Origin of the sequence: Dulcicalothrix desertica PCC 7102 (assembly GCF_003991905.1) — a bacterium.
GTDB classification, from domain to species: Bacteria; Cyanobacteriota; Cyanobacteriia; order Cyanobacteriales; family Nostocaceae; genus Dulcicalothrix; species Dulcicalothrix desertica.
In genome coordinates this window covers 60,828-74,178 of record NZ_RSCL01000014.1, presented here as the reverse complement: position 1 = coordinate 74,178, position 13,351 = coordinate 60,828, and the positions used below count along the sequence as shown (strand labels likewise).

Below are 13,351 nucleotides of genomic sequence, written 5' to 3'. Positions count from 1 at the left end.
TATTCCCCACATCCATCACCCTTGAACTAATGGTTGTATTGAAGTTACTGGTGCAATTGCACTCAATATTAACTCTGGATGGTCGCCTATAAGTTGCTGGCAGTTCCACTCGTTACGGAATAATAGAACTGGGCGCCCCATACTATCTTTTACAGTAGTGGTATTAAACAAGCGTCCAACTTTTTCCAGTGCTTCCCAACCGTTACTAACCCAACGAGCCACACTGTAAGGTAGTACATCAAGAGTAGTTTCTACACCATACTCGTTTTGTAAGCGGAACTGTACGACCTCAAATTGCAACTGACCAACAGCAGCTAAAATGGGGTCACGTTTGGCTTCATCGGTGGAATACATAATTTGCACCGCTCCTTCTTCGCGCAATTCAGAAACACCTTTTTGAAATTGCTTAAACTTAGAAGGGTTAGGGTTTCGTAGATTTGCAAATAACTCAGGTGAAAAATAGGGTATACCTTCGTATTCTATTTTTTGTCCAGTATAAATTGTATCGCCAATGGCAAAAACTCCAGGATTATTTAAACCAATTACATCACCTGCATACGCTTCGTCTATAGACTCACGTTCTTGAGCAAACAACTTTTGTGGACGTGACAACCGCACAGCTTTTCCTGTACGAGCATGGTTTACCGTCATATCTTTTTCAAACCTACCCGTACAAACTCGGACGAACGCGATACGGTCACGATGTTTCGGATCCATATTCGCTTGTAATTTAAATACAAATCCTGAGAATTCTGGATAAGTTGGTTCAACAGAGCCAATATTGCTATCGTGCGAACCTGGTTTTAAAGCATACTGTAGAAAATTTTCTAGAAATAGCTCAACACCAAAGTTGGTCATTGCACTACCGAAAAACACAGGTGTCATTTTACCCGCGTGTACTAAATCTAAATCTAACTCAGGTCCTACCCCATCGAGTAGTTCTAAGTCGCTTTTTAATTGGTAGTACAAATCTTGTTCGAGTAACTCTTCAATGCGGTTGTCACCAAGGTCAATAACTGTATCTTGGGCTTCGCGACTACCGTGAGCGGTACGTTCAAACAAATGTATTTGCTGTTTAAAACGGTCGTATACTCCTTTAAACCTATCCCCCATACCAATAGGCCAGTTTACAGCATAAGTTTGTAGACCTAGCTCTTGTTCAATTTCATCGAGTAAATCTATAGGTTCGCGTCCTGGACGGTCGAGTTTATTTACAAATGTAAAAATTGGAATTCCCCGCAGTTTACAAACCTCGAATAACTTCCGCGTTTGTGGCTCTAGACCTTTGGCGACATCTATTAACATTACTGCGTTATCAGCAGCCGCTAAGGTTCTATAAGTATCTTCGCTGAAATCTTGGTGTCCTGGTGTATCCAATAAATTGATTTGACAATTGCTGTACTCGAACTGTAACACCGTTGAGGTAATCGAAATACCTCGTTGTTGTTCCATTGCCATCCAGTCTGATGTTGCTTTGCGTTGCGAACGTCGAGCTTTAACGGCGCCTGCTTCGTGAATAGCACCCCCGTACAGCAAGAGTTTTTCGGTCAGCGTTGTTTTTCCCGCATCAGGGTGAGAAATAATCGCAAAATTTCGGCGCCGTTCAACTGCTTGGCTAATTTCTGTCTGAAGTTCAGTTGACATAAATGTATTTGCTTGACTTTACCTAATTTAATTTAACTTTTTTGATTTAAGGCTGAACTTTTAATCTTAAAGCAACAACGCTCATGATAGGGTCTTAATAGCGCAATTCAATCGATTATTGACGAACATCGATTAAAAGAGCGTTGCTATATGGGCCTTTATAAGGAGATGTGAGGGAGTTTCGGATGTACGACACTGATAAACGAAAGGTACTATCAGCACTGTGTCACGGCGCCATTTTCTTTAGCATGACATTAGTTTCTGTTGCCGTGCCTATTTTTATCACTTTTGTCACCAATGACCCAGTTGTTAGAGAAAATGCCAAAGAATCTATCAACTTTCATATCAATGTCTGGGTCTATGGATTTATTCTGGGAATATTGATATCTATGACTTGGGGTGTACTAGTCCCTGTAGCGGGTATCGGTTTTATAGTACATTGGGGTTTAACAATCTTGGCTTTATTCTATGTTTTGAGCGACACACGCAAACCTTTCCGTTATCCTCTAATATTCCGTTTAGTCTAAAATTCACGTTTTGCTATGTCTCAATTGTAACATCCGTCTAGCAATAATTATTGCTCCTTGCCAAAAGAAACCTGGTTTCTACGCCAAATCGTCATATTTATTACATGCTATCGACAAAGAAACCAGGTTTCTAGCTTTGAGGACAGGGGCGTGTTTTGAGAACTTTTAATAACTTTTGCTTGCTTTAATTAGATGAATCGAGTAAGCAATGTAAAATACAAAATTGCCCCACACTACCGGAGCAGCAATAGGGCAGAAGACAGTTAAGCGCTACATGCTAGTTTGCTTTACTGACGTACAATTCAGCCCTCAGTTTGTGACGCTTTGTTGATTGTCCATTATTCGCGCTTTGAGCATTAATAAAAATTTATGTTTCCCATCCATCGCCCTCGTCGTTTGCGTACTCATTCTCAATTACGCCGAATGGTACGTGAAACAGTTTTAACGACAAACGATTTAATTTACCCATTATTTGCTGTACCGGGTGAAGGAATAGCGAAAGAAGTTAAATCGATGCCAGGAGTCTATCAGCTATCGGTTGATAAAATCGTAGAGGAAGCTAAAGAAGTTTATGATTTAGGAATTCCAGCAATTATATTGTTTGGTATTCCAGCAGATAAAGATGTTGATGCTACAGGGGCATGGCATGATTGTGGCATGATACAAAAAGCTGCAACAGCCGTCAAATCAGCAGTTCCCGATTTGATAGTCATTGCTGATACTTGTTTGTGCGAGTATACAAATCATGGTCACTGTGGTTACTTGCAAGTTGGTGACTTAAGCGGAAGAGTGCTTAATGACCCTACATTAGAGTTATTAAAGAAAACAGCCGTATCTCAAGCCAAAGCTGGCGCCGACATTATAGCTCCTTCGGGAATGATGGATGGATTTGTGCAAGCTATACGTAGTGGTTTAGACGAAGCTGGTTTCCAAGACATACCAATTTTGTCCTACGCAGCAAAATACGCATCAGCATATTATGGGCCATTCCGTGATGCTGCTGAGTCGGCGCCACAATTTGGCGACCGTAGAACATATCAAATGGACCCAGGTAACGCACGTGAAGCGATAAAAGAAATTGAACTCGACGTTGCCGAAGGCGCCGATATGCTAATGGTAAAACCAGCATTAGCATATATGGATATTATTTGGCGTGTAAAAGAAGCCAGTAATTTACCAGTTGCAGCATACAACGTCTCAGGTGAGTACGCGATGGTAAAAGCTGCTGCCTTAAACGGTTGGATTGACGAACAGCGCGTAGTCATGGAAACGCTAACCAGCTTCAAACGAGCAGGTGCAGACTTAATATTGACTTATCACGCCAAAGATGCAGCACGCTGGTTAAGTTAAAAGTGCTGAGTGTAGAGACGCAATTAATTGCGTCTCTGCTGTTACGCTTGTGTAGGGATGTAGTTAATTCCTTAATTACATCTTCACACAAGTGCATTACTTTTTATATATTCCATGAGTAAGAAATTACTTACACTGTTTGCAGATGACAGTGTAATCGGATATGAAATAATATAGATAGATACAATATTTCAATTTGCGATATTGCTAGGTAGTTGTCTTTTATAGAGCATCTACTGGTACATATCGACATATATAGTTTGAAATTTAAGCTAGGTAATATCCGAAGCTTAAAAATAAACTATGTAACTATCCTAATTGGATAGATACTTAAAATGGCTAGAAGCAAATAGCCTTGAATTGAAAGTGGAATCAGGTAAATCTATATTAGTAAAAGGGAGCATTGAGATATGGATATGCAAGTTCTGAGAGAACGGGCAGGGTTAAGTCGCGCGGAAGTAGCCTTCAGACTTGCAATTAGCGAAACCAGTGTTCGTAACTGGGAAGCTGGACGTACTGAACCGACCATGACACCAAAGAAATATTTAGACGCGCTGCGACTATTTAAATGCACCCCCGAAGAATTAGCACAAGCAAGCGAAAAATCTATTAATCAACGACATAAGCGCAAACCTGGAAGACCAAGGCGTTTTCCTGATACTCAAATCAGCCAGGTACCACAAACTATGGCTTTAACTGATACCCCTGTTTTATATTAATACTCCATTGTTATTAACTTGATGAAATGTGGCACAGGCATCCTGCCTGTGCAATAAGTGTATTTATATTTACCATAAATACACGTAGAGACGCGATTCCGGAGCGTCTCCATAGAGTAGAGAGAAGAGACAAACACGCTCTTAAATTTTAATATCAGGAGGTTACGGTAACTTTGTTGCAGTAGGTAAAAAATTATTGTTACCCCTCCTGATTGGCTTAAACTCCTTCAACCTGGTCAAATATATGACCAAGTAGGGTTTTGCGCTAACAAAAAAGGTGCAAATTATATCCCTACTAATCTATCAGCTAAAAGCTTGTAATTAATTATTCTTGTGGGATGGGCATCCTTGCCCGTCCCTAAAACCAACCTACATATTTTTTAAATAACAATGGCAATGAGGCTTCTCAATTAATGATTCAATTAGCGCATTTAATGCTACTGCTGCGAGTAATCCACCACCATTTATACCTACAGTTGTAATATACTCAACACCAGAACGTATCAGGCGCCGTTTTGCAGCAGGTGCATGACTAAAACCAATTGGCATTCCAATAATTAAAGCTGGTTGAAGTTGCTTTTTCTCGACTAAATTACAAATAGATATTAAAACCGAAGGTGCATAACCTACTACTAATATGCATCCTGGAGTTACCTGCTCTAATTTTTCTTGCCATTTTATTGAAGAACAGTATTCTTGTTCAACTTCTGTAAAACTGGTAATATGAGGGTCATCGATAAGAGTGGTAATTTTGGCGCCTAGATGTGCAGCACGAGCTTGGTCAATACCAGCACAAACCGCTGGAACATCGACAATAATGTCACATTTATTTTGAATAGCACTGCGACTTGATGCAATTGCGTTTTGACTCCAGCGCACAAAATCTACTAAACTAACATCACCAGAAGCTATTACTAACTTTGATAATAAATCTACTTCTATTTGTGAACGTTTAGGTAATGTTAATAACTGCTGTAATGATTCATTAAAGTCTTCAGGATGAGCATCGGTTGCTGCATCCAAACCATCCCAAAGTTGTTCAAGTTGTTCCAAAGAAGCGCTGGTTTCGACTTCTAACTGTTGTAATTGTAACAACGCTTCAGCTTGCACGTTTAAACACGAATGGTCTCTTCCCAATAAACCTTCGAGTGCGCTTGCTGTTTGCCGCAGTCTAGTTAATTGAGAAGTCACCGACCGATATTGTTGCTGTAAACTATCAAGTAAATCGTTACTCAACGGCGCCTTTGAGCCAGGTTGTAGTAATTTACGGATATGGTCAAGTTGGAAACCTTGCGATTTGAGAGCTACAATTCGTCGCAAGTGCTGAATGTCTTTGTCTGTATATAAGCGGTAGTTGCTTTGAGACCTTGATGCTTCTGGTAGTAGTCCTAGTTTATGATAGTGTCTCACCATCCTTGGAGTTAAACCACCACCTACTTGTTCTGTTAATTCTTTGATTGTTAGGTTTTGCGCGCGCATTGAAGATATTTACCATTGTGCGACAGAAGACTTTCTTTTAGGTTACTCAATGCGGTGACAAAATGGCACCATTAAGTTATAATAATATAACATTAAGTTTAATTAGATATGCTTAACAGTCACGAAAATACAGTTCGGGTGACAGCTAGAATTCCTGCAAGCGTTCAAGAAACATTACAAGAAGCAGCAGAATTATCTGGCGCAACATTAAATCAGTTTATTGTTCAGGCAGCATTGAAAGAAGCAAAAAAAATCATTGAAGATGAACGAGTTATAGTTTTATCTGAGAGTGATGCTGATAAAGTGTTTAGTTTAATTGAGAATCCCCCACCACCTAATGCCTATCTAAAAGCTGCGATGAAAAAACATCAGGAATTGTTAGGTGAGACTATTTGAACTGCTAGATAAACATCATGACCGCGATGGTTTTGATTGCGGTAGTGAAGCTCTCAATAGATTCCTTAAGCAGACTGCAAGGCAGCATATTCAAAAAGGAATTTCTCGTACTTTTGTCTTTGTTGATACAAACCAGCCTGAAAAAATAATTGGTTTCTTCACTTTAACCTTATGTGAAATTCGTGTAGAAAAGCTTCCATTGCGGTTTAACAAAAAATTTCCTCGAATCATACCTGGTGTAAAACTTGCAAGACTGGCTGTTAATACAACTAATCAGCGACAAGGAATTGGGCAAGCTCTTTTGTTTGAAGCGATGAAGCGTGCTTTGGTTGTAGCGGAAAATGCTGGAGGTATTGGATTGTTTGTTGATGCTAAAGATGAATTTGCCAGAACTTACTACGAACGTTATGGCTTTATTAATTTACAAAATACTCCATTAGAACTATTTTTGCCTTTGTCAACAATTATGGAAATGCTTAACCAACAATAGTCCAGGTTTTACCTCTTTCCGTACAGGAAAAAAAATATTTTTAGTCTTATAGCTTGACATTGACATTAATGTCAAGGTTTAGGGTGAGTAGAGGAAATATATTGCTCTACCACTATGACTAGCTATTCTTTTACAAAACTTGATATTAGGCGCCTTACTACCGAACACCCAGATGCTATAGCTGCGGGTTGTTGTGCTTTATTTTTACTCTTCGGTTGGCTTGGGCTTTACTTTGGTTGGGTTGGGTTAGCTTTGTTACTGTTGCCTGTTGCTTATGTGGTGGGTGGATATGCGAGTGCGAAGGAAGGTTTGACGACGCTTGTTGAAGAGAAAGAGTTTGATGTCGATTTATTAATGATTGTTGCTGCACTCGGCGCCGCTGCTTTAGGTTTATGGAAGCGTGAGTATCATTTAATTGTTGATGGTGCTGTGCTAATTTTAATTTTTGCTATTAGTGGCGCCTTGGAAGGTTACGCAATACAGCGAACTAACCGCGCTATCACTAGTTTGATGCGTTTGACCCCTGATACCGCAAGAGTTATTTCGCGTGGTCAAGAAAAACAGATTGCTATAAATCAGTTACAAATTGGCGATAAGTTATTAGTTAAACCAGGTGAATTAATTCCTACTGACAGTGTAATAACTGAGGGTGCTAGTAATTTAAATGAGGCTTCAATTACGGGTGAATCTTTGCCAGTAGAAAAAACTATTGGAGATTATGTTTATGCTGGCACAATTAATGGGACTGGTGCATTAGTCGTTGAAGTACACCAACCACCTGAAAGTAGTTTAATTCAAAGAGTAATTCGTTTGGTTGAACAGGCACAAAATGAGGCGCCTGCTTCACAGTTATTTATCGAACGGTTCGAGCGCGCTTATGCGAAAGTAATTATTCTATGTGGAATAGTATTGATGACTGTACCGTCAATATTTTTAAATCAAGATTGGGAAACTACTATTTATCGCGCGCTGATTTTTTTAGTGGTTGCTTCTCCGTGTGCTTTGATGGCAGCGATTATGCCTGCTTTATTATCTGGTATTGCCACAGGCGCCCGCAACGGTATCTTGTTTAAAAGTGGCGCCGATTTAGAAATGGTTGGCAAGGTCAGAGCAGTAGCTTTCGATAAAACAGGTACTCTTACTACCGGGCAACCATGTGTTGAGCAAATTATACCCTCAGATGGATGTGATGTAAATAGTTTATTGATATCAACTGCTGCGGTTGAAAGTTTTTCAGAACATCCAATTGGACAAGCGATTGTTGCCTATGGGAATGATAATCAATTAGATATTCCATCTGCAACAAATGTGGTGGCACATACAGGTTTTGGAATTAGTGGTGAAGTTAACTCGAAACAGGTTTTAGTAGGAACAGTAAGTTTTATACAAGCACAAACGAACATACTTATAAACCAAGACTTGATAAAGCATAGTACACGTCTTGAAACAGAAGGTAAAACAACTGTTTGGGTAGCAGAGAATAATAAAATACTAGGAATTATTGCAGTTGCTGATACTGTTCGTACAGAAGCAGCAATGATGGTAAAACGTTTGAGAAAATTAGGCGCCGAAATTATTATGTTAACAGGCGATAATCAACGTACTGCTTTATATGTAGCCCAACAACTAGGTATAAAAGAAGTATATGCCTCACTGTTACCAGAAGATAAAGTAACCGTGATTAAACGTTTACAACGAGAATATAAAACAGTCGCAATGGTGGGTGATGGAATTAATGATGCTCCTGCACTTGCTACCGCATCAGTTGGTATTGCAATGGGTGTGGCAGGTAGTGATGTTGCTCTAGAAACTGCTGATATTGTTTTAATGGCTGATAAGTTAGAAAAATTGGTTGTAGCTATTGAGTTGGGTAAACGCGCAATACGGGTAGTTAAACAAAATATTGCGTTTGCACTTACGTCTGTTTTAATACTGTTAGTGATTAATTTTACTGTTGGTATTACTTTACCTTTGGGTGTGGTTGGACATGAAGGTTCTACGGTGCTTGTAACTTTGAGCGGTTTAAGATTACTAAAGAATAGGTATTAATGTTTATAGCGTACAATTGCTTGTTGTTGTAGGAATGAATTGAGACAATTACCGTCAAGAGCTAGCATTTGGCAAAGTTCTCGAACCTCAGAAACACCAATAATAACGCGAACTCTTAAACCGTATTCAGTTCGATACACTTCGTATGAAAAAGGTTTATCAGCGTCAGCAGTTAAGGCGCCTGCAAATATAGGTGTTGTACAAATTATTGCTTTGGAAGAGGGTGGTACGTAGTAATCAACAAAAAAATCTGAGTCTTTTGAGTCTTGTGTCCAACCGCTTACAACTGGTTCAGAATCCCATGTTAAACAGTTTGCATCTAGTCCTTTGTCATTATTGAAACCTTGTTGGATTACAACTTTTTGTGTTGAACTCTGCTGCAATGCTTTTAATGGGTCGTTTTGAAACTGGGATTCAAATTGTTGGACTAAATTTTCTACTTTAATTATGCGCGCTCGTACTATACTGGTGAAAAGACATATGTATACAATAAGTACAAATCCTCCACCTAACATTGCTGCCAGAATTAGTAACTTTTTTGGGGAAATGTATTTTATCTTAATTTTCATTTGTTGCAAAACTTACGATATTGTTACAATTACAGGCGCCTGAAATCAAATCAGCTTTCAAGCGCGATTTTGAATAAATAAATAAAATTACATAAGGAGAAATTTTGGCTCGTAAGTGTTTTATTATTGAAATGGGAATGGGAATTGACCAGCATGGTCAGGAACCAACGGTTGCAGCAGCTAGAGCAGTACGGAACGCAATAGCTAATAATGCTTTACTTGGTGTTTGGGATGTGGCTGGTTTAACTGACCCAAATCAAATGATAGTCGAAGTACAAGTTGCTGTCCCTTATCCTGAACAAGTTCGTGAAGAGGAAGTTCTAGCTGTGCTGCCATTTGGTCAGAAATCACTTCGTGTTGAAAATGGTGGTATGGTTGTTCAGGGTCGCGCGATTCCTGTGCTGAACGATAAAAATGATGAGATGTTAATTGCTGTAGCTGCTGTTACAGTTTATATAGATAATTAGCAACTTCTTAATAAAAAATATTCAAATTCCTCTTGTGGAATGGGCATCCTTGCCCGTTCTAAATATAATAGGCGGGCAGGGATGCCCGCTCCACAAGATGCCAATTCTACAAGATGGTTAATTAAGTTTAAAATTTTTATTTTCTTTTTGTATAAGTATCTAATTATCGTTTCCTCTTTATAAAGCAGATGGTCTAATCATATCTTGTTCCATCTTCTTGATACGGGGGTTCGGTGAGAGTTTATTTTATTGCGCTGGGAATTTGTTTATTAACTTTTGCAAAAGTTAGTACGTTGACTTGTGAGCGTGCATTCGTTAAAGATGATAAATGTCAGATTGTTAAGCACGGGTTTTTGTGGTCTGAAGAAAAGAATATTCCTGTTGACGAGTTAAAAGGCGCCCGCATGATAGTTGGTGGACGTGATATTGATTCGTATACTTACCAAGTTGTTTTGGTAACAAATAGTGGAGATATTCCTTTTTCTCCGAATAGTAATTTTAGCGACAAAAAAGAACAGCAGGAAGCAGCATCCCGAATTGATAATTTTGCACGTTCTAGAAATAAAACGTCTTTAGATGTAAGTCTTGATGATAGATGGTGGGTTGCTGTGGGGCTAATAAGTCTAACTATTGGTTTGTATCCTTATTTGTTCAAAAAAAACTTGCTTAATTCTAAGTAATTAGATTCCCAATTTAATTGTAAGTTGGGAATCTTATGTTACTTATTTATAAAGAATTATCCGTATTTTTTCAAAACTCCTGGCTCTTGCTGCATCGGTAAAACATCTAAAATATCTGTTTGAGAACAGTATTTTAAATCTTCATGACAATCAAGACGCAGTAAACGCTGTCCATGACTAGCATGATGCAACAACCCTAATAGGTTTTTCTCCCACTGCGAATACAACGAAATTGCACTAATCATTTCATCGTTACCAGCTAGTTTTTCAATAGGTAAGTTCGTGTGCTGACAAACACTGTGGGCAATGGCGCCTGCACAGACCGTATCTTCAAGAGAGTAACTACCTTCCCAACCTGAACCAACTATCCAAACATTAAGAGGTTCCTTGTCCACAACATACTTTACTACAGCAGCACGATTAATTAGTGCTGCTGCAATGACTGCACCTGCATCCTGAATTCTTTGTAAAGTTCGAGTGCCATTAGTAGTGCTAATAAATAAACGCCTTCCTTGTACTAGCTCTGGAGTACAATCGAGAGGAGAATTACCTAGCTCAAAACCAGGAACTTTGCCGCCACCCCTTTCTCCAGCACGTAGCCGTTTTTCGGGCTGCCAGTTTTCGCTTTCCTGCATTAATTTATCTAAGTCACTAAAGACTTGCACGGCTTCGCCTCCAGCGGCTAAAACTGTGGCTATAGTGCTTGTAGCCCTCAATACGTCAACCGCGATAGCACATTCGGGTACTTCGCTGTTAGGAGCCTGCTCTGGAGTGTGATAAACAAATAGCTTCACGCTCTATATACACCTGAATTTTATATTTACTACCGAAATTACATTCTAAGCTAGTTAATGTAACCAACTAGAAGCGCAATACCCAAACAATTTTGTGATGTAGGATATTACTCATGTATCTACCTTATCTTTGGTTGTGCTTTGTGCAACTACTTTTGAGCGTCTTGACATGTAACCTAAAAAAAGCAGAAATATACAACGTATACGTTTGAAGTGAATTTGCCTGTGATAATAGTAATTTCAAATAGTATGTATAGTAGGGGCGGGTTCACAAATATCCTAGAAGTAAACTTACAATTTCCGAAACCCGCCCGTACAAGCATCGGGTTTAAAATTACAATTTCCGAAACCCGCCCGTACAAGCATCGGGTTTAAACTTACAATTTCTAAAACCCGCCCGTACAAGCATCGGGTTTACAATTACAATTTTCCTGAACCTGCCCGTATAATAATTCATTTATCTCCCAAAGGGAAAATCTAAAATATGGCGCCTTTACCTGATTACCGTCCGAAACAACTTTCAGTAGGTCCACTGGAAGCAGAAATATTAAATATCGTGTGGGAACTCGGTAGCGTTACAGTTAAAGATGTACACGACCGTATCTTAGCTGATCCCAACCGCGAATTAGCGTATACTTCTGTTACTACAGTGCTACGTCGTCTGACTGATAAAGGTTGGTTAAAGTGTGATAAGTGTGGACGTGCATTTTTTTGGCGCCCATTACTAACAAAACAACAAGCTGAAGTCATTAAAGCCCACGAACAGCTACAGCGATTTCTTGCGATTGGAAATCCTGACATAATTGCCGCTTTTGCTGATAGTCTTGATGAAGCGGCTAGCACACAAATTCAAGCAATCGCAAAACGTATACAAGATGCACGTCAAGCAAGAGAGGAACAGTAATAATGCATCTAATTATCATTTTCGCATCCATAACCACCGCCTGGTTTATACGGCGTAATGCTTCTATAAGTGCCGAATGTTACCAGAACTTCTCTTCGCGCTGGCGCCAAGCTTTATTTTTCTTTCTATTTCCACCTTTGCTGATTTTTACTACCGCCATCGCACTATTGTGTATGGGTACCCAAGGTAAAATGGGTATGTGGCAAACTGGTTGTTTAAGCTATGGTTTTGCTATTGGTAGCCTTGTACTGTTTGTCGTGTTATTAGTAAGATTAACGTATCAAGGGTGGCAATCATTACGCTCTGTCAAAGTATGTACTGAGACTAAATTAGGTAATCAAAAAGTCCGATTACTAGATACAGCAGCACTTTTTGCAGGGCAAATAGGTTTTTGGAAGTCGGAGCTTGTCATTAGTAAAGGTTTATTGCAAAGCCTTTCTCCTGCTCATTTAGAAACAGTTCTTGCTCACGAACAAGGTCATTACTATTATCGCGATACATTTTGGTTTTTTTGGCTTGGTTGGATACGTGAATGCAGTAGTTGGTTGCCTAACACTGACGCTTTATGGCAAGAGCTTTTAATTTTGCGTGAACTCCGTGCAGATGCTTATGCTGCGAGTAGAGTTGATAATTTACTTTTAGCGGAGTCACTGTTACTTGTTGTTTCTTTCCAAACACAGTCAGAAAATAACTTTTCATCTTGTGCTGAAATCTTTTGTGCTGCTTTAGGTTCGTCAAGTGAAGGTACACGCTTGGAGCAGCGTATCGAAGCTTTACTTAACCATCAACAGCAATTTACTAATGCACAACCGTGTTCACAATACTGGCATAACTTCTTGCTAGCATTGCTACCCTTGATAACTGTATTATTTCATCAATAATTGCTTTAATGATTTATTTTGGAAGCGTCCATTTTCCAGACACGTTCCAAAAATTCAACCTCTCTCACTCTCTTGGACTTTTTCCCCAACCCTGTTTGAGATATCATGCGTGTAATTGCTAAAAATATCAACATCACTGCCAACCCACCTAAATAATCACATACTGTTAGCGATGCTATGGTATCACTTATTTTTGCCAATGGCGCCTGTTCAGTACGCTGTTGATTTCCTGAAGTGGCTATCTCAGATTGTGAGTTCAAATTAGAATTTATGTTCGATGAATCCATATTTATCACCTTTTTTTGCAGTATAAATTGCTGGGGTCAAATTACTCCCAAATCGAGCAACCATCCCTTATTTACTTCTATAGGGGATGATTGTCGGTTTTATGCAGTTGTTTAA

General features: G+C 39.2%; 15 protein-coding genes. 10 read left to right on the top strand and 5 right to left on the bottom strand.

Features of this window, described 5'->3' with window-relative positions:
• Window positions 1–15 precede the first annotated feature (15 nt).
• Complete coding sequence (prfC, locus tag DSM106972_RS27460) at window positions 16–1,644, bottom strand: peptide chain release factor 3 (protein WP_127083675.1); 1,629 nt, start codon at window positions 1,642–1,644, stop codon at window positions 16–18.
• A gap of 185 nt (window positions 1,645–1,829) precedes the next feature.
• Here prfC and DSM106972_RS27455 point away from each other — a divergent pair, with 185 nt between their 5' ends.
• The 3 genes from DSM106972_RS27455 to DSM106972_RS27445 all read left to right on the top strand — a co-directional run bounded on the left by DSM106972_RS27455 (window position 1,830) and on the right by DSM106972_RS27445 (window position 4,240).
• Window positions 1,830–2,171, top strand: a complete 342-nt coding sequence (locus DSM106972_RS27455) for a DUF4870 domain-containing protein (protein WP_127083674.1) — start codon at window positions 1,830–1,832, stop codon at window positions 2,169–2,171.
• A gap of 369 nt (window positions 2,172–2,540) precedes the next feature.
• On the top strand, window positions 2,541–3,521 hold the full coding sequence (gene hemB / locus DSM106972_RS27450; RefSeq protein WP_127083673.1) for a porphobilinogen synthase: 981 nt from the start codon (window positions 2,541–2,543) through the stop codon (window positions 3,519–3,521).
• 410 nt (window positions 3,522–3,931) lie between these two features.
• Window positions 3,932–4,240, top strand: a complete 309-nt coding sequence (locus DSM106972_RS27445) for a helix-turn-helix domain-containing protein (RefSeq protein WP_127083672.1) — start codon at window positions 3,932–3,934, stop codon at window positions 4,238–4,240.
• A gap of 369 nt (window positions 4,241–4,609) precedes the next feature.
• On the opposite strand, the gene DSM106972_RS27440 is transcribed toward DSM106972_RS27445, so the two are convergent.
• Window positions 4,610–5,719 carry a precorrin-8X methylmutase gene (locus DSM106972_RS27440; RefSeq protein WP_127083671.1) on the bottom strand — a complete coding sequence of 370 codons (1,110 nt, stop codon included), beginning with the start codon at window positions 5,717–5,719 and terminating at the stop codon, window positions 4,610–4,612.
• 108 nt (window positions 5,720–5,827) lie between these two features.
• On the opposite strand from DSM106972_RS27440, the gene DSM106972_RS27435 reads away from it, so the two are divergent.
• From DSM106972_RS27435 to DSM106972_RS27425, 3 genes are all read left to right on the top strand, one after another.
• Complete coding sequence (locus DSM106972_RS27435) at window positions 5,828–6,115, top strand: type II toxin-antitoxin system TacA family antitoxin (RefSeq protein ID WP_127083670.1); 288 nt, start codon at window positions 5,828–5,830, stop codon at window positions 6,113–6,115.
• On the top strand, window positions 6,102–6,605 hold the full coding sequence (locus DSM106972_RS27430; protein WP_127083669.1) for a GNAT family N-acetyltransferase: 504 nt from the start codon (window positions 6,102–6,104) through the stop codon (window positions 6,603–6,605). The genes DSM106972_RS27435 and DSM106972_RS27430 overlap by 14 nt, the downstream gene beginning before the upstream one ends.
• A gap of 114 nt (window positions 6,606–6,719) precedes the next feature.
• Window positions 6,720–8,654: a heavy metal translocating P-type ATPase gene (locus DSM106972_RS27425; RefSeq protein ID WP_127083668.1), complete on the top strand. Its 1,935-nt coding sequence runs from the start codon at window positions 6,720–6,722 to the stop codon at window positions 8,652–8,654.
• On the opposite strand, the gene DSM106972_RS27420 is transcribed toward DSM106972_RS27425, so the two are convergent.
• Window positions 8,651–9,223: a hypothetical protein gene (locus DSM106972_RS27420; RefSeq protein ID WP_233787022.1), complete on the bottom strand. Its 573-nt coding sequence runs from the start codon at window positions 9,221–9,223 to the stop codon at window positions 8,651–8,653. The two genes, DSM106972_RS27425 and DSM106972_RS27420, sit on opposite strands and share 4 nt — an antisense overlap.
• Window positions 9,224–9,327: 104 nt before the next feature.
• Between DSM106972_RS27420 and DSM106972_RS27415 the strand changes: the two genes are divergently transcribed.
• Complete coding sequence (locus DSM106972_RS27415) at window positions 9,328–9,690, top strand: Lin0512 family protein (RefSeq protein ID WP_127083667.1); 363 nt, start codon at window positions 9,328–9,330, stop codon at window positions 9,688–9,690.
• Window positions 9,691–9,923: 233 nt separating this feature from the next.
• On the top strand, window positions 9,924–10,370 hold the full coding sequence (locus tag DSM106972_RS27410; RefSeq protein ID WP_127083666.1) for a hypothetical protein: 447 nt from the start codon (window positions 9,924–9,926) through the stop codon (window positions 10,368–10,370).
• Window positions 10,371–10,426: 56 nt separating this feature from the next.
• Here the strand turns inward: DSM106972_RS27410 and DSM106972_RS27405 are convergent, their stop codons facing one another.
• On the bottom strand, window positions 10,427–11,164 hold the full coding sequence (locus tag DSM106972_RS27405) for a 2-phosphosulfolactate phosphatase family protein (protein WP_127083665.1): 738 nt from the start codon (window positions 11,162–11,164) through the stop codon (window positions 10,427–10,429).
• A 484-nt stretch (window positions 11,165–11,648) separates the two neighbouring features.
• Here DSM106972_RS27405 and DSM106972_RS27400 point away from each other — a divergent pair, with 484 nt between their 5' ends.
• A complete protein-coding gene (locus DSM106972_RS27400) occupies window positions 11,649–12,068 on the top strand; it encodes a BlaI/MecI/CopY family transcriptional regulator (RefSeq protein ID WP_019492305.1) in 420 nt (139 codons plus the stop codon).
• A 2-nt stretch (window positions 12,069–12,070) separates the two neighbouring features.
• Entirely contained in the window at window positions 12,071–12,949 is an 879-nt protein-coding gene (locus DSM106972_RS27395) for a M56 family metallopeptidase (RefSeq protein WP_127083664.1), read from the top strand.
• Window positions 12,950–12,954: 5 nt separating this feature from the next.
• On the opposite strand, the gene DSM106972_RS27390 is transcribed toward DSM106972_RS27395, so the two are convergent.
• Window positions 12,955–13,236 carry a hypothetical protein gene (locus DSM106972_RS27390; RefSeq protein ID WP_127083663.1) on the bottom strand — a complete coding sequence of 94 codons (282 nt, stop codon included), beginning with the start codon at window positions 13,234–13,236 and terminating at the stop codon, window positions 12,955–12,957.
• Between the last annotated feature and the right edge of the window lie 115 nt (window positions 13,237–13,351).